At 61.1% G+C, this 24,057-nt stretch carries 24 protein-coding genes; 10 read left to right on the top strand and 14 right to left on the bottom strand.

Translation table 11 applies throughout. From position 1 onward, the window contains the following. Positions 1 to 70 precede the first annotated feature (70 nt). The 7 genes from M0D69_RS23470 to M0D69_RS23440 form a co-directional block, all read right to left on the bottom strand. Positions 71 to 1,264, bottom strand: a complete 1,194-nt coding sequence (locus M0D69_RS23470; RefSeq protein WP_301784279.1) for a CaiB/BaiF CoA-transferase family protein — start codon at positions 1,262 to 1,264, stop codon at positions 71 to 73. A 103-nt stretch (positions 1,265 to 1,367) separates the two neighbouring features. Next, a complete protein-coding gene (locus M0D69_RS23465) occupies positions 1,368 to 2,297 on the bottom strand; it encodes a LysR family transcriptional regulator (RefSeq protein WP_301784278.1) in 930 nt (309 codons plus the stop codon). A 62-nt stretch (positions 2,298 to 2,359) separates the two neighbouring features. Then, a complete protein-coding gene (locus tag M0D69_RS23460; protein WP_301784277.1) occupies positions 2,360 to 3,763 on the bottom strand; it encodes an efflux transporter outer membrane subunit in 1,404 nt (467 codons plus the stop codon). 8 nt (positions 3,764 to 3,771) lie between these two features. Continuing rightward, the gene (locus tag M0D69_RS23455; protein ID WP_301784276.1) at positions 3,772 to 5,346 is read right to left on the bottom strand and encodes a DHA2 family efflux MFS transporter permease subunit; all 1,575 of its coding nucleotides are present in this window, start codon (positions 5,344 to 5,346) and stop codon (positions 3,772 to 3,774) included. Next, on the bottom strand, positions 5,343 to 6,443 hold the full coding sequence (locus M0D69_RS23450) for an HlyD family secretion protein (protein ID WP_301784275.1): 1,101 nt from the start codon (positions 6,441 to 6,443) through the stop codon (positions 5,343 to 5,345). Before M0D69_RS23450 ends, M0D69_RS23455 begins: the two co-directional genes overlap by 4 nt. A 52-nt stretch (positions 6,444 to 6,495) precedes the next feature. Continuing rightward, positions 6,496 to 6,918: a MarR family winged helix-turn-helix transcriptional regulator gene (locus tag M0D69_RS23445; protein WP_301784274.1), complete on the bottom strand. Its 423-nt coding sequence runs from the start codon at positions 6,916 to 6,918 to the stop codon at positions 6,496 to 6,498. 124 nt (positions 6,919 to 7,042) lie between these two features. Continuing rightward, complete coding sequence (locus M0D69_RS23440) at positions 7,043 to 7,939, bottom strand: LysR family transcriptional regulator (RefSeq protein ID WP_301784273.1); 897 nt, start codon at positions 7,937 to 7,939, stop codon at positions 7,043 to 7,045. A gap of 211 nt (positions 7,940 to 8,150) precedes the next feature. Between M0D69_RS23440 and M0D69_RS23435 the strand changes: the two genes are divergently transcribed. Genes M0D69_RS23435 through M0D69_RS23415 form a run of 5 tightly spaced genes read left to right on the top strand, consistent with a single transcriptional unit; the run spans position 8,151 to position 11,477 of the window. After that, entirely contained in the window at positions 8,151 to 8,891 is a 741-nt protein-coding gene (locus M0D69_RS23435) for an IclR family transcriptional regulator (RefSeq protein ID WP_301784272.1), read from the top strand. Positions 8,892 to 8,938: 47 nt separating this feature from the next. Next, positions 8,939 to 9,685, top strand: coding sequence for a transporter substrate-binding domain-containing protein (locus M0D69_RS23430; protein ID WP_301784271.1), 747 nt, complete (start codon positions 8,939 to 8,941; stop codon positions 9,683 to 9,685). A gap of 26 nt (positions 9,686 to 9,711) precedes the next feature. Beyond that, positions 9,712 to 10,377, top strand: a complete 666-nt coding sequence (locus M0D69_RS23425; protein ID WP_301784270.1) for an amino acid ABC transporter permease — start codon at positions 9,712 to 9,714, stop codon at positions 10,375 to 10,377. Between the two features lie 2 nt (positions 10,378 to 10,379). Then, positions 10,380 to 11,159, top strand: a complete 780-nt coding sequence (locus M0D69_RS23420; RefSeq protein WP_301784269.1) for an amino acid ABC transporter ATP-binding protein — start codon at positions 10,380 to 10,382, stop codon at positions 11,157 to 11,159. Between the two features lie 42 nt (positions 11,160 to 11,201). Continuing rightward, positions 11,202 to 11,477 (top strand): hypothetical protein, encoded by a 276-nt coding sequence (locus M0D69_RS23415; protein WP_301784268.1) that lies wholly within the window; start codon positions 11,202 to 11,204, stop codon positions 11,475 to 11,477. Positions 11,478 to 11,650: 173 nt separating this feature from the next. Here the strand turns inward: M0D69_RS23415 and M0D69_RS23410 are convergent, their stop codons facing one another. Both M0D69_RS23410 and M0D69_RS23405 read right to left on the bottom strand, forming a co-directional pair. Beyond that, the gene (locus M0D69_RS23410; RefSeq protein ID WP_301784267.1) at positions 11,651 to 12,091 is read right to left on the bottom strand and encodes a hypothetical protein; all 441 of its coding nucleotides are present in this window, start codon (positions 12,089 to 12,091) and stop codon (positions 11,651 to 11,653) included. 232 nt (positions 12,092 to 12,323) lie between these two features. Further along, complete coding sequence (locus M0D69_RS23405; RefSeq protein WP_301784266.1) at positions 12,324 to 13,289, bottom strand: GlxA family transcriptional regulator; 966 nt, start codon at positions 13,287 to 13,289, stop codon at positions 12,324 to 12,326. 243 nt (positions 13,290 to 13,532) lie between these two features. Here M0D69_RS23405 and M0D69_RS23400 point away from each other — a divergent pair, with 243 nt between their 5' ends. The 5 genes from M0D69_RS23400 (at position 13,533) to M0D69_RS23380 (ending at position 18,370) form a co-directional block, all read left to right on the top strand. Further along, positions 13,533 to 14,222 carry an HD domain-containing protein gene (locus tag M0D69_RS23400; RefSeq protein WP_301784265.1) on the top strand — a complete coding sequence of 230 codons (690 nt, stop codon included), beginning with the start codon at positions 13,533 to 13,535 and terminating at the stop codon, positions 14,220 to 14,222. Between the two features lie 210 nt (positions 14,223 to 14,432). Beyond that, positions 14,433 to 15,308 (top strand): TauD/TfdA family dioxygenase, encoded by an 876-nt coding sequence (locus M0D69_RS23395; RefSeq protein ID WP_301784264.1) that lies wholly within the window; start codon positions 14,433 to 14,435, stop codon positions 15,306 to 15,308. A gap of 53 nt (positions 15,309 to 15,361) precedes the next feature. Beyond that, positions 15,362 to 16,423: an ABC transporter substrate-binding protein gene (locus M0D69_RS23390; protein ID WP_301784263.1), complete on the top strand. Its 1,062-nt coding sequence runs from the start codon at positions 15,362 to 15,364 to the stop codon at positions 16,421 to 16,423. 199 nt (positions 16,424 to 16,622) lie between these two features. Then, positions 16,623 to 17,465, top strand: coding sequence for an ABC transporter ATP-binding protein (locus M0D69_RS23385; protein ID WP_301784262.1), 843 nt, complete (start codon positions 16,623 to 16,625; stop codon positions 17,463 to 17,465). Then, positions 17,462 to 18,370: an ABC transporter permease gene (locus tag M0D69_RS23380; protein WP_301784261.1), complete on the top strand. Its 909-nt coding sequence runs from the start codon at positions 17,462 to 17,464 to the stop codon at positions 18,368 to 18,370. Before M0D69_RS23385 ends, M0D69_RS23380 begins: the two co-directional genes overlap by 4 nt. Positions 18,371 to 18,547: 177 nt before the next feature. On the opposite strand, the gene M0D69_RS23375 is transcribed toward M0D69_RS23380, so the two are convergent. The 5 genes from M0D69_RS23375 to M0D69_RS23355 all read right to left on the bottom strand — a co-directional run bounded on the left by M0D69_RS23375 (position 18,548) and on the right by M0D69_RS23355 (position 24,030). Next, on the bottom strand, positions 18,548 to 19,954 hold the full coding sequence (locus tag M0D69_RS23375; RefSeq protein WP_301784260.1) for an OprD family outer membrane porin: 1,407 nt from the start codon (positions 19,952 to 19,954) through the stop codon (positions 18,548 to 18,550). Positions 19,955 to 20,196: 242 nt separating this feature from the next. Further along, entirely contained in the window at positions 20,197 to 21,180 is a 984-nt protein-coding gene (gene oppF, locus M0D69_RS23370; protein ID WP_301784259.1) for a murein tripeptide/oligopeptide ABC transporter ATP binding protein OppF, read from the bottom strand. Continuing rightward, the gene (locus M0D69_RS23365; protein ID WP_301784294.1) at positions 21,173 to 22,174 is read right to left on the bottom strand and encodes an ABC transporter ATP-binding protein; all 1,002 of its coding nucleotides are present in this window, start codon (positions 22,172 to 22,174) and stop codon (positions 21,173 to 21,175) included. Before M0D69_RS23365 ends, oppF begins: the two co-directional genes overlap by 8 nt. Before the next feature lie 2 nt (positions 22,175 to 22,176). After that, complete coding sequence (locus M0D69_RS23360; protein WP_047846663.1) at positions 22,177 to 23,079, bottom strand: ABC transporter permease subunit; 903 nt, start codon at positions 23,077 to 23,079, stop codon at positions 22,177 to 22,179. Between the two features lie 30 nt (positions 23,080 to 23,109). Continuing rightward, the gene (locus tag M0D69_RS23355) at positions 23,110 to 24,030 is read right to left on the bottom strand and encodes an ABC transporter permease subunit (RefSeq protein WP_301784258.1); all 921 of its coding nucleotides are present in this window, start codon (positions 24,028 to 24,030) and stop codon (positions 23,110 to 23,112) included. Positions 24,031 to 24,057: the final 27 nt, after the last annotated feature.

Raw genomic sequence — 24,057 nt, 5'->3', positions numbered from 1 at the left:
CCAGTCATATGTGTTCTGGTGATGTTGAGGGGAAGCTTCTACGGGCGGATGCCCTGCCCGATTGGATCCTTCATTGCACGGCGCCCTCGCTGCGCAGTCGCGCGACGTCGCGCGCATCGAATCCCAGGTCCGATAGTATGGAATCCGTATGTTCTCCAAGCGCAGGCCCTTGCCATCGAACTTCGCCGGGGGTGTCGGAGAGTTTAGGCACGATGCCCGGCATCTTCACCGATACCCCGCCGGGCAACACCGCGTCGAGCAGCATGTCGCGCGCGTGATAGTGCGGGTCGGAAACAATGTCGGCAACCGAATAGATCCTTCCCGAAGGCACTTCGGCCGCCTCGAGCGCGGCGAGCACATCGTCCGTCGAATGATGTGTGGTCCAGGCTGCGATTGCCTCATCCAGACGCGCGCTCCGCGCGGCGCGGCCGTCGTTGCGGGCGAGCGCGGGGTCATCGGCGAGATCGGCGCGGCCTACCACGTGCATCAGGCGCTTGAAGATCGGGTCGCTGTTGCCCGCGATCACCACATAACCGTCGTCTTCCGTGCGATAGGTATTCGACGGTGCAATGCCCGGCAATGCACCGCCGCTGCGCTCGCGCACGTGACCGAGCAAGTCGTATTCGGGGATCAGGCTTTCCATCAGGTTGAAGACACTTTCGACGAGCGACACATCCACTACTTGCCCGTCGCCCTGCCCGGTCTTCACTCGCAGGATCGACATCAACGCGCCGATCACCCCGTGGAGCGAAGCCAGCGAGTCGCCGAGACTCACGCCCACGCGTGCCGGAGCGCCATTGACTTCACCGGTCGTATAACGGATGCCGCCCATGGCCTCGCCGATCGCCCCGAAGCCCGGACGATCGCGATACGGTCCCGACTGTCCGTATCCGGAGATGCGGACCATCGTGAGTTTGGGATTGAGCGCGTGCAGGACGTCCCAGCCAAGGCCGAGTTTTTCGAGCGCACCGGGGCGAAGATTTTCGATGACAACATCGGCGTCCGCAGCGAGGCGTTTGACCACATCGACGCCATCCGGCGACTTCAGGTTCACGCACACGGACTTCTTGTTGCGCGACTGCAGATACCACCAGAGCGACGTGCCCTCATGCAGCTTTCGCCATTTGCGAAGCGGATCGCCATTGTCCGGTGCTTCGATCTTGATGACGTCGGCGCCGAACTCCCCCAGCATACGGGCAGCGAACGGCGCCGCTATCAGAGTCCCGATTTCTATGACGCGAATGCCTGCGAGCGGTCCTGCCATGATGCATGTCTCCCAAAAACCTGATCTGGAAGACAGCTTAGGAGCCGGCAGCGCGCCGCGTCCAACCGCAATTCGCCAATGACCGTTCGCGAATGGCGAACGCTCAGGCGCCCGTCTGCTCGTTGTGCTCCACAGCAAGCAGATGATCGAACAGCATCCGGCTCACTGGCGAAAGCGCAGCTGCATCGCGGACTACGACAATCAGATCGCGCTGGCTCCAGGGTTCGTCGAGTGTGACTGCCGTGAGTCCAAGCGGACGCCCGACGGTGTTGAATACCTTGAGCGGCAGCACGCTGATGCCCAGACCCGCCTGCACCATGCGGCAAACGCCATCGAAGCCCGGCACCTGGATGCGCAGCCTCAATGGTTTACCCGCCTGACGCGCGGCCATATGCGTGCGCAAGTTGATGGAACTGGCTGCATGCAGGCCGACGTAGTCGCTATCCAGCGTTTCGACGAACGTGACCTGCTCGCGACCTGCAAGCGCATGATCCTCGCGCATCACGACCACGAGCGAGTCATGCCGGTAGTGCGAGACATCGAGACCGCGTGTATCGGCTTCGCCTGAACAGATGCCGACGTCGGCGAGACTGTCGGCTATACCTTCAACTACCCCACTGCTCGGGCGCTCTTCGAGATCGAGCTTGATGCGCTCGTTCATCGAAAAAAACGCGCGCAGATCTTCAGGAAGGAATTCGACGATGGCCGAGAGGTTCGCCATCATCCGTACATAACCACGCACGCCGGTCGCATGCTCGGCCAGTTCGATGCCGATGTTCTCGACGTCGCGCAACACCCGGCGCGCGTGGTGCAGAAGGGTTTCGCCAGCGGGCGTAAGCTCCATGCCCCTTGCCCGGCGCACGAATAGCGTTGCACCCACGGCCTGTTCGAGTTCAAGCAGGCGCTTGCTCGCGGCCGATATGGCGATCGCCTCGCGCTCGGCCGCGCGCGTGAGCGTGCCCTCCTCATAGACCGCGAGGAAGAGCTGCAGCGTGGTCAGGTCGAGCCGTCTCAACAGGTTTTTGAGTGCCATGCGGGTGGTGGGCAACTTGAACACAAAGGATGCCCGATGTTACCCGAGCCACGCGCAGCGCATCACTCCTGCTTCGTCTCGCTCCAGCCGCCGCCGAGCGAGCGGTACAACGCGACCGCCGCCAGCGCATGCTCGCGCCTCGCCTGATTCAGCGCATCCGAGTCCTGCAAATAAGATTCCTGCGCCGCGAGGACATCCAGGAAACCGCTCGCACCGCCCTTATAAAGTTGCGTGGAGAGGCGCAGCGACTGATCGGAGGATTGCAACGCGTCCTTCAGGCGGTCGGCCTGTTCCGACGTGCTGACGAGATCGCTGCGCGTGTCTTCCACATCTTTCAGCGCCTGCAGCATGGTCTGCCGGAGATGCAAATCGGACTCGCGCATGCGGCTTTCGCTCTGCTCGATTCCCGCCGTTATGCGGCCGGCGTTGAAGATCGGACTGGTTGCGTTGAGCGCGGCGCTAAAGAGGTTGTCGGTGAGCGTGGGCAAGCCGAGATACGACGATGCCAGCAAACCGTCGGTCAGTTGCAGCGAAAACTTCGGGTAACGGTCCGCTTTCGCGACGCCTACTTCCGCTGCGCGTTGCGTTAGCTCGGCGTAGGCGCTGCGGACATCGGGACGGCGCAGCAATGCCTCCGAAGGCAGCATCTGCGGCACAGCGCTGGAAGGTGTCGGGATGGTGCCGGGCGTGGCGAGCACGAGGGTATCCACTGACTCAGGCGTGCGCCCCGAGTAAACCGCGATCAGGCTCAGCTGATGCTGAATGGTCGATGCCACGCGCGGCAAACGCGCCTGCAAATCGCTTAACTGATTCTGTGCACGGGTAACGTCGAGCCTCGGCGAGAGCCCGTATTGCATGCGTTCCTGCGTGAGACGCAGCGCACGCTCCCGGATCGCGATGTTGTCCTGCAGGATTTTTTGCTCGCTTTGCGCCCAGCGCAAATCCACATACGCCGCCGCGGTGTTCGCCGCGAGCGCGAGACGAAGTTCATCGACGGCATGTTGACGGCCCGTCAATTGCGCTTCTGACGCCAGCAGCTCGAGACGCTCGCCGCCGAATACATCGGGTGTCCAATTGAGGGCCAGGCCGGCACCCGCCTGACGTACATATCCCAGCGGCGGCGGTGTGTTCTGGCGCACATCCGCAGCCGTGGCGGTCGCATCGAGTTCTGGCAGAAGCGCCGCGCGACGCTGCGTGGTGACGGCCTGGGCCTGCTTCACACGCTCGATCGCAGCTTGCACATCGAGGTTCTGGTTGAGCACCGACGTCACCAGTTCATGCAGCACGGGATCGCCGAATTGCTGCCACCACGCGGCGGAATCCGCGCCGCCTTGCGGGGCGTCGACACTCCAGTCCGATGGTGCGACCGACTGTACGGTCGACGGCAAATCGGCATGGCTCGCGGGCTGTACGGCGCACGCCGCGAGCGTCAGGCTTGCCGCAAGTGATAACAAAAGCTTGTACATGATCGACCTCAATGTGCGTCAGGAGAAGGCGGCGCAGCGCCGATAGGCCGCACGAAAATCACGCTGACTATGCCGACGGCGAAGCACATCGCGAGTACGTAGAAGGTGTCGGAAAAGGTCATCACGAGCGCTTCGCGAAACACCAGGGCGTGCAGATTGGCGAGGCCCGCGTTCGTCGCGTTCAACGCATCTCCCGCGACCGATCCCCAGTGCGCGAACTGCCGCGACAGGAACGCTTCGGTTTCCGGACTGCCCGTCGTGACGCTTTCGCTGATCCGCAAATAGTGAAAATTCAGCCGGTCGTTGAGCATGGTCGCACTGACCGCAATGCCGATGGCGCCGCCAAGATTGCGCATCAGGTTGAACAGGCCGCTCGCCGACTTGAGACGCGATTGCGGCAGTGACCCCAGCGCCATCGTCACGATGGGCGGCACCGCGAACTGCTGGCCGATCCCGCGCAGCGCCTGCGGCAACAGCAGTTGCTGCCAGCCCCAGTCGTTCGTAAGCGGCACATAGAAATAGCAGCCGAGACCGAAACACACGAGACCGAAGAGCAACAACCAGCGCATGTCGACAAGGCGCGAAGCGAACGCATAGGCGCCGAGCGCGAGCAACTGGAATACGCCCACCGAAAGCAACGCGATACCGATCTGCAGCGAATCCAGATCGCGCACGCGGCTTAAGAACAGCGGCGTGAGAAACACCGCGACAAAGATGCCGATGCCCGTCACAAAGGACAGCAAACAGCCAATTGCAAAGTTGCGGACGGCGAGCGCGCGCAAATCCACTATCGGATCTTTCGCGGTGAACGCATGCACGATGAACAGGAAACCACAGATGGCGGAGATCCAGGTGCAGGTGATGATCACGTCGTCACCGAACCAGTTCTTGCGCGGGCCTTCCTCGAGTACATATTCAAGGCAGCCGAGGAAACCCGACATCAACGCAATGCCGAGGTAATCGCCCTTCTTCAATAACGACAGATCGGGTTCGTCGATATGCACGAACTTTGGCACCAGGAACGCAACAACGAGCCCCGGCACGAGGTTCAGGTAGAACAGCCAGTGCCACGACCATTGCGACGTGATCCAGCCGCCGATCACCGGTCCGATCGCGGGTGCGAGCGAAGCGAGCGCGCCGATTGTCGTCGATGCAATCAGCCGTTGCTTGCCGGGGAACAGCACGAACGCCGTGGTGAAAACGGTCGGGATCATCGCGGCGCCGGCGGCGCCTTGCAGACCACGGAACAGGATCATCGAATTGATGTCCCATGCGAGGCCGCACAGCATGCTCGTGATGGTGAAGCCCACCGCCGACGCGACGAACAACCAACGCGTGGAGAAAACTTTGGAGAGCCAGCCGGACATCGGGATCACGAGGATTTCGGCGATCAGGTACGCGGTCTGGACCCACGAGAGTTCGTCCTGACTCGCGGACAAACCGCCGCCGATATCCTTCAGCGACGACGCCACGATCTGGATATCGAGCGTCGCCATGAAAAAGCCGAGGCACATCAGCGCGAACGCAAAAATACGCTGCTTTGTGGGCTGATTGGCGGGGTTGAGCGCAACGGATGAGGTCATGAACGGCTCGCACTGTCGAGGTGAACCTTGACCGTCGCCGAGAGCCCGGCGCGCAGCACGTTCTGCATGTCCTTCGGCACATCCAGGCGAATCCGCACCGGCACGCGCTGCACGATCTTCGTGAAGTTGCCGGTCGCGTTCTCGGGTGGCAGCACGCTGAAGGTTGCACCGGTCGCGGGCGCCAGACTTTCCACATGACCGTGGATGGTCTCGCTGGAGGCATCGAGCGAGACGTCCGCGAGATCGCCCACGTGCATCCTCTTCAACTGGTCTTCCTTGAAGTTGGCATCGATCCACAAGCCGTCGACGGGCACGATCGTGAGCAGCGATGCCCCCGTGTTCGCCAGCATGCCCACGCGCGCCGTCCGGTTGCCGACATAACCGTCCACGGGTGCACGAATGGTCGTGTACTCCACGTTCAGCTCGGCTACGCGCCGCAACGCTTCGGCAGTGGCAACACGCGCACGGGCGTCGTCGATCTGCGCGGCAAGCACGGCCAGCTGGCGCTGCGCGGCAAGCGCCGCTGCGCTGCTGTTATCGAGCGTGGCGCGAGCCTTCAGGTAATCCGCGTCGGCACGTTCGACTACCTGGTTCGACACCGCTTCGTCCTTGACGAGTTGCCGGTAACGCACCTGGTCGGACGCGCTGCGCGTGACTTCGGCCGACGACGCCCGCACTTGCGCCTGGCTCTGGTTGATCACGGCGGCCTGCAATTGCTGTTTCGCCTCGAGTTCGGCGACGGCGGCACGCGCGCTCTGCACGTCGGCATCCGCCTGCGCGAGCCTTGCATCGTAGTCCCGCGAGTCGAGGCGGACCAGCACCTGGTTGGCCTTGACGCGCTGGTTATCGGAGACCAGCAGTTCGGCGACGAAACCGTTCACTTTCGGCGCCATTACGGTTACGTTGCCGCCGACGTACGCGTCGTCCGTGCTTTGAACGAAACGCAGCACGGTGAACCAGTAGGTCGCAGCGGCAGCGAGTACGATCACCACCCCGATGATCGCGAGCGGCATCCAGCCGATACGAAAAGGCCGCCGCGCTTCGCGCTCAGCCGTGGGCGCGGCGGTGGACAAAAGCGGCGAGGAAGGAGTAGTCATCGGTGGATCCTGTTGGTTGCATCGGATAGTTGTAGAGGCACGCTGGTCACGCTCATTCGCTCGTCAGGCGAAACAACTCGCGCCGCAGACGCGCTGCCTGCCGGCGTCCGAACTTCGCCTCGAACTCGTCTTGTGCTGCCTGCCAGTGCCGACGTGCGTCGGCGAGCTTGACCCGGCCGCCTTCGGTCAGCGTCAGTTGCAAACGCCGCCGGCACGGTTCGCCCAGCTCCGCCAGCACCAGGCCGCTGCGCAGCAACGGCTGCAGCACCCGGACGAGCGTCGTGCGTTCCATCACCATCGCCTGGGCTAGTTCAGCCATCGTCATCTCCGGCATGCGCGCAAGCGCGGACACGATGCTGAATTGCGTCGGCGTAATCTGTACCGCCGACAAATGCCGCTCGTATAACTGCGAGATGTGCCGTGCAGCCTGGCGGACCGCAAAACAGTCGTCATGGCTAGGAATTCGTGTGTGCATGTGCACAGACTATGTGTGTATATGCACGCCGTCAACTGTCATTCGGCACATTAATTAATGACGAATCGGTTAACAATCGGACGGGAATCGATGCGGAATGAAGATTAAAACCTGCCCGGGACGCTCAGGCCTCGAAGAATTCGGCTGCATGTTCGATGAACGCCCGCACTTTCGCCGGCAGCAATGTGCGGCTGCTGTACGCCAGCCGGATTTCGATCGCGCCGTCGACTATTTCAAATTCGTCCAGCAGCGACACCAGCTTGCCCGACGCCAGTTCGTCGCGCACCAGCGCGGCCGGCAACACGCCCAGGCCGAAGCCCTGCAACACCAGTTCGCGATTGAACACCGCGTTATTCGATGTCACATCCGCATTCAGCGGCACTGTGATCTGCTCACCGCCATCGAGCCGGAACGTCAGCAGCGGCTTGCGGATCGAGGCGTGCATGGCGACGAACTCATAGCCGGCAAGGTCGGACGGATGGACCGGCCGCTGCTTGCCCTCCAGATACCCCGGCGTCACCACGATGACCAGCGGAATGCGCTCGAGCAAGCGTGTGACGGTGGTGTCGCTGGTCAGCATGAAGGGCAGCACCACGCCGAGGTCGTAGCCGTCCGCCACCAGGTCTACGGGACGCTCGGTCAGGGTCACATCGAGTCCGATCAGGGGGTATCGGCGGCGGAAGGTCGCGATCAACGGCACCAGCCGGTTGACCGTTGCCGTGGTGTGGGCGACCAGGCGCAGCATGCCGGTCGGGCCGCTGGTGCGATCGGATGCCTGCGCCTCCAGCGCGTCGAGCTCATCCAGCACGCGCGTGCAGCCCGCGAAGAATTGCTCGGCGGTTTCGGTCAGCGAGATGTGGCGCGTGGTGCGGTGGAACAGCCGGTTGCCCAGCCGTTTTTCGAGCGTGGCGATGGCGCGCGAAACGACCGGCGGCGACACGCCGAGGATATCGGCGGCACGCGTGAAGCTTTTCGCCTCCACAACCGCGCGGAACACTTTGAGGCTTGTCAGATAGTCCATGTCTCGGTCCTTGAGGATGCGGCGCGGGTACTTATGGTCGGCTTCTAGCGACTGAGCGATTGGGCGCGCAACGCCCGGATTCTCCTGCAAGCCGGCTTTTTTTGCCGATCGGCACAAGGCGAGTGTGGAAAAGACCCGCTCCTCGAGGTGATTTTCCCATCGAATAAGAATTGATTTCTTTTTTTGAGAATTGGCGAGAGAGACTTTCGACATGAAACAACCAGCCGAATCTTCCTCCGTTGTCGATCGCGTGCTCCACGCGCTGACCAGCGTCGCGCGTGCGGGACGGCCGATGGGCGCCAAGCAGATCGCAGCGGAAATCGGCGCGCCGCTGTCGACCGTGTACCGGCTGCTGGGCTCGCTCAAGCAGTGGGGACTCTTGCAGGAGCACGCGAATTCCGGTCTGTTCGAGCCGGGTCCGTCCAGCGTGCAACTCGCGTGGGGCTTCGACCAGAACGCGCAGCTCGTGACCCAAAGCCGCGACGAAATCCGCGCGCTCGTGGAGCGCACCGGCGAAAGTGTCGGCTTGCTGGTGCCGATCAATGACGCCGTGGTGTGCCTGTCGATGGTCGAAAGCGACCAGCCGTTGCGCTGCTCGTTCGCCCGCGGCCGCGCGCATCCGCTGACACGCGGCGCCTCCGCGAAAGCACTGCTCGCATTCTTGCCCGAAGCCCAGGCCGACGTCCTGATCGCCGACAGCGCGCCCGATGACCCTGAAGCTGTGGCGGCGCTGCGGGCACAACTGGAAGAAATCCGCCGCCGGCGCTTTGCGACGAGCGAAAGCGAAGTCGATATCGGCGTATGGGGCGTGAGTGCGCCGCTCGTATCGGACGTGGGACGGCTGGAAGGAACCATCACGTTGATGGCGCCCGTCGCGCGGATTGCAGGACGCGAAGCCGAGCTGGCGCAACTCACGCGTGCCGCGGCAGACCGCATCAGTTACAAGCTTTGACCCCGTTTACCTTCAACTTTGCTTGCCCACGCATCAAGGAAACCAGCATGAAACTGACCCAGGCTTTTTCCGCCCTCGCGCTCGCCGTCCTCGTCAGCGTGGCGGCTGCACCCGCCGCCCGCGCCGCCGACGACACCATCCGCGTTGCTACCGACGCGACCTTCCCGCCGCTCGAACTCGTGAAAGACGGCAAACGCACGGGCTTCGATATCGAGCTGATCGAGGCCATGGCCAAGACGATGGGCAAGAAAGTGCAGTGGGTGGACATCGACTTCAAGGGGCTGATTCCGGGGCTGATCGCGAATCGCTTCGACGTCGCCGCGTCAGGCATCTATATGACGGATGAGCGCCGCAAAGTCGTCGACTTCACCGACCCGTACTACAAGGGTGGTCTCGTGGTGCTGGTGCGCAAGAACGACACATCGATCAAGACGCCCGCCGACCTCGACGGCAAGAAGGTGACCGTACAGGTCGGAACGAAATCGGTCGCTTTCCTGAAAGACAATTATCCGAAAGTGCAGCGCGTCGAAGTTGAAAAGAATCAGGAAATGTTTGATCTGGTGAACATCGGCCGCGCCGATGCCGCGGTCACCGGCCGCCCCGCCGCCGTGGAATACGCGAAGGTGCAGCCGAACGTGCGTGTACTGGACAAGGGCCTCACCACGGAGCTGTACGGCTTCGCACTGCGCAAGGACGAAACCGCGCTGACCGCTCAGATGAACAAGGCACTGCAGACGCTGCGTGCGAATGGTACTTACGACGCGCTTACGACGAAGTGGTTCGGCAAGCAGTGATGCGCCGCTCCTCACAGGATTAACCGATGACGCTCGATTTTTCTCCCGTATGGGCAGGCTGGGAAGCACTCGCGACCGGCGCTGCAACGACTATCGAAGTTACGGCCTGCTCGCTCGTACTCGGCTGCGTGCTGGGCCTGCTGGTGGGTATCGGCAGACTCGCGCCGCAGCGCCGCGTGATCTATAGCCTCTGCACCGCGTATCTCACATTCATACGCGGCACGCCACTGCTCGTGCAGCTTTTCATCCTGTTCTTCGGCCTGCCGCAGTTCGGCATCATGCTGCCCGCATTTGCGTGCGGCGTGCTGGGCTTGGGCGTTTATAGCGGCGCTTATGTGTCGGAGATCGTGCGCGGGTCGATTCAATCGGTGGATCGCGGCCAGATGGAAGCTGCACGATCGCTTGGGATGCCTTATCGAATGGCCATGCGCAAGGTGATCCTGCCGCAGGCGTTCGTGCGCATGATCCCGCCGCTCGGGAATGAGTTCATTGCGTTGATCAAGAACTCAGCGCTGGTCTCTCTACTGACGATCAACGACCTGATGCATGAAGGCGAGAAGATCATCAGCGTGTCATACCGGTCGCTGGAAGTGTATATAGCGATCGCGTTCATCTACCTGATCCTCACGAGCGTGACGTCGCTGGTGCTGCGCAGGACCGAAAAATCGCTGCGTGCCGACGGGAGAGTCTGACCATGAGCACGACCGTGAATGAACCCATTGTTTCAGTCAGGCAACTGGCGAAGTCGTTCGGTGCGAACCGCGTACTGAACGGTATCGATATCGACGTGCAGCCATCCCAGGTGATTGTGGTGATCGGTCCGAGCGGCTCCGGCAAGAGTACCTTCCTGCGCTGCCTGAACGGGCTGGAAACGGCCGAAGAAGGCACGGTTCGGATCTGCGGCCACGCGCTCGTGGACAACGGCCGGATGATCGACGAGAACGGCCTGAACCGCATCCGCCGAGACGTGGGTATGGTGTTTCAATCGTTCAACCTGTTTCCGCATCTGACCGTGCTACAGAATGTCACGCTTGCGCCGCGCTCGCTGGCTCGTGCGAGTGCCGCGGATGCCGAAAGCCAGGCGCGCGCGCTGCTCGCGAAGGTCGGACTCGGGCACAAGACCGACGTCTATCCGGGCACCCTGTCCGGCGGACAGAAACAGCGTGTGGCGATTGCCCGGGCGCTTGCCATGCGCCCGCAAGTGATGCTCTTCGACGAACCCACTTCCGCGCTGGATCCCGAACTGGTCGGTGAAGTGCTGCAGGTCATGCAGACGCTCGCGAGTGAAGGCATGACCATGTTGATCGTCACGCATGAGATGAACTTTGCGCGCGATGTAGCAGATACGGTCGTGGTGATGGATCACGGCAGCGTGATCGAGGCGGGACCGCCGGCGCAAATTTTCGGGGCACCGCGCGAAGCCCGCACGCGCAGTTTCCTGCAAGCCGTCTTGTCGCGCGAACAAGCGGCATGACCTCGGCGTCGTACATCATGGAACACGACGGCGGCGGTCTTTTTGCATCGGCTGCGTTCTGCTGCGACAGGACCCGAGGTAGCCGGCTTGCAGGTCGGACAGCGAGCCGATTTCTGTGTACTCGACGCCGATCATCCGGCAGTCATGGACCGGGCGCCATCACAAATATTGTCGGGTTTCGTGTTTTGCGAACACGGCGGCGAGCCGGTTCGCGGTGTCTACACCGGCGGCCGTGCGGTGGTCGTCGACGGTTACCATGCGCAGCAGGAATCCGCATTTGCGGATTATCGCGTGGCGCTTAAGGACCTGCTGTCGTAGCACCATTGCGGTAAGCGCTGTCGAGCGCGAGCGCCGCACGAAATCAGGGGCTGCCCCCCGCGCCCGGAAACGTGTCAGTGGACAAGCACCCGGGCAACGCAGGTGCGAACAGCCCTGGCTTCGATGCAGCGCGGCCGGCATGAGCAAGCGGTCTAAAACAGCCCCAAAAACGCTCAGGACGCGCTGGACTCGTCCGGCCAGGGCCAGCGGCTAAAACGCGATTCCGGCTTCGTGCCGGGCAGTGGTGTCTGCAAACCTTCCGCAAACCACGCCACGTCCTTCCTGCGCTCCGTGACGTAACCCTCCCAACCCTTGGCGTTGCCGGTGAAAAGATCGTGTTGCACCGTCGACGCCAGTAATGACCGGTTCAATTCTTCATCGAGCAGGGTTTTCGGCCAAAGGAAAAACGCAGAGGTCGTACGCTCGGTAACCTGTTGCGGCGACATCCCTGCATCGATATAACCGAGCCATGTAAATCCGCTTAACGAGTCCTCGCGGGCGATCGCGTCGCCGAGGGTGGCGTAACGCTGGCCGCTTCGCGACAAGCACGACAGTGCCTCCAGCACATCGCCCAGATGCAGCAATAACGCACGTCGTTCATAAGCATCTTTCATCAAAATCTCCAGATTCATTGTTGCCAACTCCAACTGCTCCCAGCAGTGCTGGTTCATTCAGCGTTGCATCGTAGTTCATGCACGCTCCAATCGATTACGCCGGCGCAGCGCAGCAGCCCTTCCACCGTATCAGACGACTGGACGGCCGTGTCCTGATCCTTGACGCTTATATGCCCGCATAACCGCAGACAAAACGCGCGCCCGGTCCGTAGGTCGTGACCCATAAACACCGTCAAGCCCCGAGCTTCTGAAAACTCAGACGATAATCGTTCGGCGACACTCCCAGACGTTGCCGGAACACGATTCGCATCCGGTCCGCCGTGCCAAAGCCACATTCATACGCGATGGTTTTCAACGGCGTCGTGCTGCTTTCTAGCGCGTTGCGCGCTGCATCAATACGCGCTCGCTCCACGAAATCATGCGGTGTCACTCCGGTCGCCTCGACGAACGCGCGCGCGAAATTACGCTCGCTCATGCCGGCGATCTGCGCCAGCTTTTCGACCGTCATCCGCTCGCCGACATGCTCCATCACATACGCCTGCACCTTCGCCGCGGGCGAGGCCTCGTCGGCCGGCGCACTCAGATACGGGCTGAATTGCGACTGGCCGCCACGGCGCTGCGCGAACACCACTAGCCGCTTGGCGACAGCGAGCGCAATACGCGGGCCGTGATCCTCGGCGACAAGTGCGAGTGCAACATCGATACCCGCCGTCACGCCCGCCGACGTAACCAGATTGCCGTCGCGGATATGAATGCGGTCGAGCTCGACCCGGGCAAGCGGAAATTGCCGCGCGAGTTGCGGTGCATTTTGCCAGTGGGTCGTGACATGACGGCCATCGATCAGACCAGCATGGCCCAGCGCAAACGCGCCGGTGCAAATCGAACCGTAGCGCTCGCACCGTGAAGCGACGTCGCGCAACCAAGTGCTCAGGCGCGGATCGGGGGGATCGGACGGCAACGCGGGACCACCCGCAACGAGCGCGATGTCGTAACGCTGCTGCGGCCTCCCGCAGGTTGTGTCGGCGAGCAAACGCGTACCGTTCGATGCGCGCACCGGCGCATCGTCCACGCTGACCAACGTGATCGTGTAACCCTCGCCGGGAGCCAGGAAGCCGTTCGCTTCGGCGAATACGTCGAGTGGACCGGCTACATCGAGCGCCTGCACTTGCGGAAAGATCGCGACGGCGACGCTGCGCATGAGGTCGTGCTCCTAGTGAGGAAAAGGGCTGCTTTTGGGCGCGTTCTACGCGTTTGGCAGGAGACGCCGTACGGTTGGCAGACTTCGACGGACACGGCGCATTGCGGCCATGCCGGCTCGCCGCCACACTGGATTTGTCGTCCACACCCCTTCCGCTTCTCCCGATGATCCGTCCGGACCAGCGCATTTTAACAAGGCGTTCGCGGCATCGAGGGCAAGCTGAACATCCAAGGAGCATTGAACATGACCACCACCATTGCCGGCATCCGCATTCCCGACAGCACCATGGCGCGCGCCGCGACTGAACTTGTCCGCGATACCGAGCCGGACCTGCTGTACAACCACTCGCGCCGCGTGTTCCTGTTTGGCGCCCTGACCGGCGAGCGGCGTCAATTGGCCTACGACGCGGAATTGCTTTATATCGGCGCGATGTTCCATGACATGGGCCTGATCGATGCCTATAGCAGCCCGCATGATCGCTTCGAAGTAGACGGTGCGAACGCCGCGCGCGATTTTCTCAAGGGCTATGGAATCAACGAGCAGGACATAGAACAGGTTTGGGATTCGATCGCGCTGCACACCACGCCGGGAATTCCGCAGCACAAGAAGCCGGTGGTCGCGCTGGTCACTGCGGGCGTGGAGATGGACGTGCTTGGCCTCGCTTACGACGAGTTCACCGAGTTCCAGCGCAAGCAGGTGATCGCCGTGCATCCGCGTGAGGTGAACTTCAAGGAGGGCATCATCGACGCCTTCGCTCACGGGACGATCAAGAAACCGGAATCGACGTTCGGCAACGTGAAAGCCGATGTCCTCGCGCTCAAGGACCCGACATACAAGCGCCTCAATTTCTGCAGCCTGATCCTGGGGTCATCATGGAATGACAGCGCAGTGGGATGCGCGCATTGCAGCGACCCGACGCACAACCATCAGTAATGATTCTGCAAGTCCGCACGGCCGCTCCTCTACTGGAGCGGCCCGTTTATCGTTAAAACAGATAAGCGTATGGGATTTGGTTCGTTGACCTTGTTCGCACGGGATTTTAGATTCGGTGTCTGACCTGGGCTTTTCCGGCGTATTGTTTCAGTTCATCACCGCCGCTTCGCCTGGAGCGCTTTCCCCCCGAATCGAATTAACGAGTCCCGCGTGACGACCTTATCCCCACACCAGACCATCGAGATCACCCCGTTCGACGGTGCCCCCTTAGGCGCCGAAGTAACCGGCCTCGACCTGAGCCAGCCCCTCGCCGACGACGATTTCAAGCGCATCCATCGCGCGCATCTCGATCATCACGTCGTTGTGTTCCGCGACCAGCGCATCACACCCGAGCAGCATATAAACTTCAGCCGCCGCTTCGGTCCGTTGCAAATCCACGTGCTGCACCAGTTTCAGTTGGCCGGTCATCCGGAGATCCTGATCGTCTCCAACGTGATGGAAAACGGCAAGCCGATCGGTCTCGGCGATGCCGGACATTTCTGGCATTCGGATCTGTCGTACAAGGAAACACCGAGCCTCGGTTCGCTGCTGCATGCGCAGGAACTGCCGGCGGAAGGCGGCGACACGCTGTTCGCCAACATGCATCTGGCATGGGACACGCTGCCACAAGCGCTGCGCGATGCGGTCAAGGGGCGCTGCGCCGAGCACACTTATCTGGCGAAATACGCCGAGCTGCAAAAGCGCAGCCCGTGGCGCCCCAACCTCTCCGCCGAGCAGATCGCGCAAGTGAAACCGGTCGTGCATCCGATCGTGCGCACGCATCCGGAAACCGGCCGCCACGCGCTGTTCGTGAGCGAGCATTTCACCACGCGCGTGATCGGGCTGCCAGAAAATGAGAGCCGCGACTTGCTGCAAGCCCTCTTCGACCACAGCGTGCGCGACGAGCATATCTACCGGCACGTGTGGCGCGAACACGACCTCGTGTTCTGGGACAACCGCTCGCTCATGCACCTCGCAGCGGGTACGCCGGATCATCTGCGCAGAAAGATGTATCGAACGACGATTGAAGGCGACACGCCGTTCTGATCGCTTGCGTCCAGGTACGACTTCAATTCTAAAAACACTTCTTCGGACTTTCGATGCCGCTTTCGCTTTTTTCCCGGCGGGGACCTACCGGTTCTCGTTCGTTGTCACGCCCTTTGACCGCGGCGTTTGTGTCGCTCTCCCTTACCGTTACTTCTTTTGTTGCAGCACCCCCTGCACGAGCCGAGGGAACGATCCGTATCGCGGAGCAGTTCGGCGTGGTGTATCTGCTGCTCAACGTCGCACGTGACCAGAAGCTGATCGAACAGGAAGGCAAGAAAGCCGGCGTCGATATCAAAGTGGACTGGCTGAAGTTATCGGGCGGTGCGGCCGTCAATGACGCGCTGTTGTCCGGTTCCATCGATATCGCGGGGGCTGGCGTCGGTCCGCTGATGACGATCTGGGACCGCACGCACGGCAAGCAGAACGTCAAGGGCGTGGCCTCGCTCGGCAATCTGCCGTATTACCTTGTATCGAATAATCCGAACGTGAAAACCATCGCGGATTTCACGGAGAAAGACCGTATCGCGGTGCCGGCGGTGTCGGTATCGGTGCAGTCGCGCGTGTTGCAATTCGCCGCCGCAAAGCGTTGGGGCGACAAGGACTACGATCGCCTCGACAAGCTGACGCAAGCCGTTCCGCATCCTGACGCGGCCGCGGCGATCATTGCCGGCGGCACGGAGATCACCGGACACTTCGGCAATCCGCCATTCCAGCAACAAGAACTGGCGGCTAATCCGAAGGCGCATATCGTGCTGAATTCGTACGATGTCCTCGGCGGCCCCAGCTCGGCCACCGTGCTCTACGCGACCGAAAAGTTCCGCGATAACAATCCAAAGACGTATCGCGCATTCATCGCGGCGCTGGCTGACGCTGCGCGTTTCGTCTCGGCCAATCCGGAAGCCGCCGCCGATGTCTATATCCGTGTGAACAACGCCAGGATCGATCGCAAGCTGCTGGTCGGGATCATCAAGAATCCGGACACGCAGTTCAAGATCGCGCCGCAGAACACGCTTGCGCTCGCGCAGTTCATGTATCGGGTCGGCGCAATCAAGAACGAGCCGAAGTCATGGCAAGACTATTTCTTCACCGATCCGGCGCTCGGCGGTGGCAGCTGATTCATCGCTATATGGTTAGGTCATGAGAACGCCCGCTGCCTTAGTGGGCTTTTTGGGGTTATCGCTCAAGCAACCGTCCGCGTCACTGAAACGGCAAAACCGTTGCTTATGCGTCGGCGTGTTTTGAATATGCGCAATGATTGGTTCACGCGCGCATGAGGGCCCGCTATGGTCGTGTTTTATGCATGAACGCACAGCCATGGCCGCCAATCCCACTGTCCTTTATCCGCCGCCCGAGCGTAGCGATTCGCCGGCGGATTCGCCCGCGCCGAGCGCCAAGCTCCTCAGCGTCGATAACGTCAGCCTCGAGTACCGCACACGCGAGCGCATTGTGCGTGCAACGCATCAAGTCAGCTTCGACGTCTATGGCGGCGACCGTTTCGTGCTGCTCGGACCGTCCGGTTGCGGCAAGTCGACGCTGCTCAAAGCGGTCGCCGGCTTTATCGAACCGACTGCGGGGACGATCGAGATCGATGGCAAACCCGTGCAGGGTCCAGGCGCCGATCGCATTGTCGTGTTCCAGGAATTCGACCAGCTGCCGCCGTGGAAAACGGTGCTGCAAAACGTGGCGTTCCCGTTGCGCGTCGCCAAGAAACTGAGCCGCGCGGAAGCCCGCGAACGGGCGCTGCATTTCCTCGATAAGGTCGGTCTCGCTGCTTTCGCAGATGCTTACCCGCACACGCTCTCCGGTGGCATGAAACAGCGCGTGGCGATCGCCCGTGCACTCGCGATGCAACCACGCGTGCTGCTGATGGACGAACCGTTCGCCGCACTCGACGCACTCACGCGGCGCAAGATGCAGGAAGAACTGCTGCGCCTATGGGATGAGGCGAGTTTCACGTTGTTGTTCGTCACGCACTCGATCGAGGAAGCGCTGATTGTCGGCAACCGGATCTTGCTGCTGACGCCGCACCCCGGTCGCGTGCGCGCGGAGTTGAACAGCCATCAATTCACCAAGGACAGCTCGGGACGCAGCGACTTTCTGCAGAGCGTTGCGCGTATTCATCGGCTGCTGTTCGAAGACGCGGAGGCCGTTCAATGAGCACGCCGACTACTTCGCCGCTCGAGCCCATTGCGCCCATCGCGCTCGTGCCGCCGGTTCGCGAAGAATACGAACGTGTTCCCGAACCGCTTCTGGATGTCGCCGTGGAGACGTCGTTGCCGTTCGGAAAGCGGCTTGGGAACCAGACGTGGTTGCGCAAGACGTTGATCGCTTTCGTGCTGGTCGGAATCTGGGAAGCGGCTGCGCGCGCGGTCGGCAACGATCTGCTGTTGCCTACTTTCACCGATACATTGTCGGCATTCGTGCAAGGCATCTGGTCAGGCGAACTGATCGCGAAAACGGCGATCTCCCTGTCCGTGCTGTTGAGAGGTTATCTGCTCGGTGTGGTGTTTGCGTTCGTGTTGACGTCGCTTGCTGTGTCCACGCGTTTTGGCCGCGATCTGCTGTCCATGCTGACCGCGATGTTCAATCCGTTGCCGTCGATCGCGCTGCTGCCGCTCGCGTTGTTATGGTTCGGTCTGGGGACCGGAAGCCTGTTGTTTGTGCTCGTGCATTCGGTGCTGTGGCCGCTCGCGTTGAACACCTACTCCGGCTTTCAATCCGTACCGGAAACGCTGCGTATGACGGGCCGCAATTACGGCTTGAAAGGACTTCGGCATGTACTCTTGATCCTGGTGCCGGCAGCACTGCCCTCGATCCTCGCCGGGCTTCGCGTGGGCTGGGCATTTGCATGGCGCACACTGATCGCGGCGGAACTCGTGTTCGGCGCCAGTTCGGGAAATGGCGGCCTCGGCTGGTACATCTTTCAGAACCGTAACGAGCTGTATACGGATCGCGTATTCGCGGGACTGGCGGCCGTGATCGTGATTGGTTTGATCGTCGAGCATCTCGTTTTCGATACCTTCGAACGGCTCACCGTGCGCCGCTGGGGCGTGCAGCGCTGAGTGTTTTTATCGGACGCCAAGCTGAAACTGCGTTCATCAAAAAGCCCGCAGGGCGAACCCGGCGGGCGGAAAGCACGGTTCAGCATCCACGCTTGATCGACTGGGCTGCACACCGGTGAGCAGCGCCCATCACGCTGCTCACCACGCCCTATCGGCCGTCCAGCGACCGTCGTTTTCTTAAAACACGTTGACCGGAACGTTCACCATCAGACGATAAACATCGCTGCTGGAATCCGAATAGTATTGACCGCCGTGGTGATGCATGTAATAGAACTTCGCGGTCGTCCCCTTCAGTTTTCCAGAGCCGAACGTGTAAGACGGAATGAACCCGAACTCGTAATGGGTGCCATGTACGGGCTGACCATTCTTCCAGTAGAGATCATGCAGGGCGTTCGACGGATCGGAATATCGATTCGCCATGTCCGTGGCATCCGCGCCCCATCCATACGCCGTCCACAGCGTCATTTTCAGACCCGGAACACCGTACTCGCTCATGTTGACCGTATAGCCAAGCTGCAGTGATTTTTCATGCGGCGCGTTGTAATCGACATCCAGGGAATTCGCCAGATAATCGCCGGCCGACTGACCGACATAATCGAAGAATTGATTGCTCGCGATCTGCTGGAATCCGACTGATATGGTGTGCGCCTTATGGGTGCCCGACAGCAGCAAGCTATACGCGTGGTTATTAATGGACCCTTCGCGGCTCTGTCCCAAGTCGTGCGTGTAGTAATAGGTCAGGCCGCCCGTCCAGCGAATCTGCGACGGATCGCCAATACTGCGCGTCAGCGACAGATAATATTGATCCCACACGTTTTCAGCACGGCTGCCATATAAGGACAAGGCCGTGTCGTCATTGGGCGTGTAGTCGCCGCCCGCGTACGTGAAGCGGCTGAATCGTATGCCGCCGTATTCGGTCTTCAAAGAGGAGACGCTTGTCTGGCCCCGCGCCAGCACCGCGTCGACACTACCCGCCTTGAGCGTCAAATTCTTGATTTCGTCGCTCGCAAGAGAAACACCGCGGTAAGTGGGTGGCAGTGCGCGGTTATCGTGAGGAGCGAGAAAGGGATTATCGAATAATTGTTGACCATACTTAACAACCGTATTCGATACCCGCGCTTTCACATCCCACACGCCCGGGTACGTCCAGGCCAGCTGATTCTGCGCGGTCTGGCCGTCGTGATTCAAATGCACGCGGTTACCGGCGCCTTGTCCGCCGTTTAGCTTGAAGGCACTGAACAGCGACGCATCAAAACCGACGCCGAATAACCCGCGCGTATACCCCGATTCAAATACCGCCTGGTTCCCGAGCACCGAGGCGTCCTTCTTTTTAATTCCGTCCGCTTCGAAGTGTTCGGTATAGCTGCGAAAAAGAAGGTTGAAATGTGAATCCTCTATAAAACCCTTGGATTTCGCCTGATTACTGATAGGCGCATCCGCTTCGGTATTGGGCGGGGAACTAGGAGGTGCTTCCGTATGACGTGTTGCAACATCGTCATCGTCTGCGAAAGCGGAAATGGCTGGGTTCATCAAGCCGGTGAAAACAATTAGAGATAGAGCGATTGAACGCTTTTGTTGTTTCATGGATTTGTCTCGTATTTTTATTGGCAGCGAGTAAAGATGGCCGACAGCCGTTCTCATATCATTTCGGCACGAGCGCAAAAACTCACGCCGGGCTCGGAACGACACACCGGAGGGTTGTGACTACATGGACCACAGCGACTACTGGGACTACGGAAACTTCACGATTGGTCGAACGACTCCCTGACCGCCGTCAGAAACGGTGGTTTTGAACCCTGCCTGGGGTTGTTGAAACGGCGGTTAAATCAGGCTAGCAAACACGCCGCCGCGACTCCATGTTCGAGCGTACGCAGCGGCGGCACTTCGCGTGAGCAGCGCGCCTCCGCTATCGGACAACGAGTATGGAAGACGCAACCTGTGGGCGGATTGATCGGGCTGGGAATATCGCTGGACAGAATCTGCACGACCTTCGTCCGTTCGATGGCCGGGTTCGGCACCGGCACCGCGGAGAGCAACGCCCGCGTGTACGGATGCCGCGGCCGCGCGTAAAGCGAATGTTTGTCGGCGAGCTCCATGACGTGGCCAAGATACATGACCATCACGCGATCCGAGATGTGCTTGACCACGGCCAGATCGTGCGCGATGAAGATCAGCGCGAGCTTCATTTCCTGCTGCAGCGACTTGAGCAGGTTGACGATCTGCGCCTGGATCGAGACGTCGAGCGCGGACACGGGTTCGTCGCAGACAATCAGCTTCGGCTCTACGATCAACGCGCGCGCAATCCCGATACGCTGGCACTGGCCGCCCGAAAACTCATGCGCGTAGCGGTTGATCATCTGCTCGCGCAAGCCGACCTTCGCCATCATTGCGCGCACGCGCTGGTTCATTTCGTCCTTCGACATGCCCGGCCGATGTTCACGCAACGGTTCCGCGATGATCTGCCCGACCGTCATGCGCGGATCGAGCGAGGCAAGCGGATCCTGGAAAATCATCTGGATGTCGCGCCGCACGCCGTGCCACTGCTTGGTCGTCGCGCCGCTGAGATCCTTCCCCATCCATACGATCTCGCCATGTGTGGCGGGAATCAGGTTGAGAATGGCGCGCGACAGGGTCGACTTGCCGCAGCCGGATTCGCCGACCACGCCGAGCGTCTCGCCGGCCTTCAGATCGAAGCTCACGCCGTCCACGGCCTTCAGCGTGCGCGATGGTGCCCATGGCAACTTGCTCTTCGCCTTGACGTTGAAATGAACCCGGATGTCACGCACGGACAGAATGGTTTGCTCAGACATGGGCCACCTCGTGCAACGACTTCATCTGCTCGACCGGGCGATTGCAGGCTCGCAGCCAGGTCGTATCGCCGCCAAACGGTTCGAGCGGCGGGACCGAGTCTGCGCAACGCTGGCTTGCGTCAATGCAACGCTCCTGGAACGGACAGCCCGACGGCGGATGCGCCATGTTCGGCGGATTGCCGGGAATCCCGACGAGCGGCGCGTCGCTTTGATCCAGCCGCGGCAATGCGCGCAGCAAACCGATCGTGTAGGGATGCGAAGGACGAGCGAACAAGTTGTCCGCGTTGCAATGCTCCATTACGCGGCCACCGTACATGACCATCACGTTCTCGCACAGACCGGCGACTACGCCGAGGTCATGCGTGATCAGCACGATTGCCGTGCCGAAGTCGTGTTGCAGGTTGCGCAGAAGCTGAAGAATTTGGGCCTGGACCGTGACGTCGAGCGCGGTAGTCGGTTCGTCGGCGAACAGCACCTGCGGTTCGCACAACAACGCCATCGCGATCATCACGCGCTGGCGCATGCCGCCGGAAAGCTCGTGCGGGTATTGATCGATACGATGCGCCGCTTCGGGAATCCGCACCGCTTCCAGCATCTCGATTGCGCGTTTTTTCGCGGCACGGCGTGTCATGTTCTTGTGCAGTTCCAGCACTTCCGTCATCTGGCGTTCGATCGTCAGATACGGATTCAGCGACGTCATGGGGTCCTGGAAGATCATGGAAAGCCGGTTGCCGCGAATGCGGTTCAGCTTCTTCGCCGGCATGGTCAGCAGGTTCTCGCCCTGATAGATCGCACTCCCGCTTGCGCGGCCGTTGCTCGCGAGCAGCCCGAGCATGGCGAGCACGCTCTGGCTCTTGCCCGATCCGGACTCACCGACAATGCCCAGCGTGCTGCCCTCCTCGAGGTCGAAACTCACACCGTTCACCGCGCGGACCACGGCATCGGGCGAGTCGAAGGCGACTTCCAGATTACTTACCTTGAGCAATGACATGATGCTTACCGATCCTTCGGGTCGAGCGCGTCGCGCAGACCGTCGCCAACAAAGTTGATGCAATACAGCGTCACCGACAACAACGCCGCCGGGAACAAGAGAATCCAGGGCGCCGTTTCCATCACACCGACGCCGTCCTGAATCAGCACGCCCCAGCTGGTCATCGGCTCCTGCACGCCGAGTCCGAGAAACGATAGCACGGACTCCGTAAGAATAACGCCAGGAACCGTAACCGTTGTGTAAATCGCAACGATGCCGAGCAGGTTCGGGACGATGTGACGCAGGATGATGCCGCCCGTCGACACACCGATAGCGCGCGCCGCCTCAATGTATTCTTTCGACCGGATCGCGAGCGTCTGGCCGCGTACGACCCGTGCCATGTCCATCCACGAGAACACCGTAATGGTCAGCACAACGAGATAGAACTCGCGGCCGAGCAGCGTGACCATCAGGATGGCGATCAGAAGGTACGGGATCGCGTACATCATGTCGACAATACGCATCATTGCGTTGTCCACGCGGCCGCCTACGAACCCTGCAATCGCGCCCCATACAATGCCGAGCGTGACCGACGTCAGCGTGGCGAGCCCACCGATCATCAGCGAGACACGGCCTCCTACCAGGCAGCGCACCAGCAGGTCGCGGCCGGTTTCATCAGTACCGAACAGATGCCAGTTCGCAAACGTTGGCGTGGAACTCATCATGTTCCAGTCGGTGGAATCGAAGGCGTTCGGCAGCAGCATCGGGCCGATCGCGCAGGCCAGCGTGATCAGCAGCAGGATCACGAGACTTGCCACGGCGGCCTTGTTGCGCGCAAAGCGCATACGGGCGTCCTGCCATGGGCTGCGGCCTTCCACCGGCACGGCCAGCACGCTTTCGAGCGCGGGGACCAGGGAACCTTGTTTCATTGCGGACCTCATGCTGGTTGACTCATTATTTCAGTAGCGGATTTTCGGATCGAGCCACGCATACGCGAGATCGACCAGCAGATTGAGCAGCACCGCGACCACCGTCACCAGCACGACCAGCCCCAGCACGAGCGTGTAATCGCGATTGGCCGCGCCGTTCACGATCAGCTTTCCGACTCCCGGCAACGAGAACACGGACTCGGTGACGACCGCCGCCGTGATCGAGCCGATCGCGAGCGGACCGATCACCGAGACTACGGGAATCATGGTCGGCCGCAGCGCGTGGCGCAGCACGACCGTCCAGCGCGACAAGCCCTTGGCATAGGCTGTTCGAATATAGTTGGTGTTCATCACCTCGATCAGGCTGCCGCGTGTCACGCGTCCCACGGTCGCCACGTTGATGATGGTCAGCAGCAGCACCGGCAGCACCATGTAGCGCACATGAAAGCCGTTCCAGCCGCCGGCCGGCAGCCACTTCAACAGGATTGCGAACACGAGGATAAGAACCGGTCCGATCACGAACGAGGGAAATGCGCTGCCTGCGTTACCAATGATCATCAGCAGATAGTCAGCCGGACTATTGCGATAGAGCGCCGCGAAGATGCCGAGCACCACGCCGAACACGATGGCAAGCAGCATGGACACACCGCCAATAGTCAGCGACACCGGCAACGCACGTAGCACGAGGTCGTTGACGCTCCAGTCGGCGTATCGGAACGATGCACCCAGGTCGCCGTGCAGGAGGCTGTTGAGATACAGCAGGTACTGCTTCCACAGCGGTTCGCCGAGATGGTATTTCGCCTGCAGGTTCGCGAGCACTTCGGCGGAGACCTTGCGTTCACCGTCGAACGGACCGCCCGGCGTGGCGTGCAGCAGCAGATAACAGACGGTGACAACAATCAGCAGCGTAGGCACCGTCAGCAGCACGCGCCTCAACGTATAAGACCACATGGAACATCTCTCCTGGCGGCGTCGTGA

It is taken from the genome of Caballeronia sp. SEWSISQ10-4 2, assembly GCF_030464885.1.
GTDB lineage: Bacteria > Pseudomonadota > Gammaproteobacteria > Burkholderiales > Burkholderiaceae > Caballeronia.
This window is presented reverse-complemented; position numbering and strand designations above follow the sequence as displayed.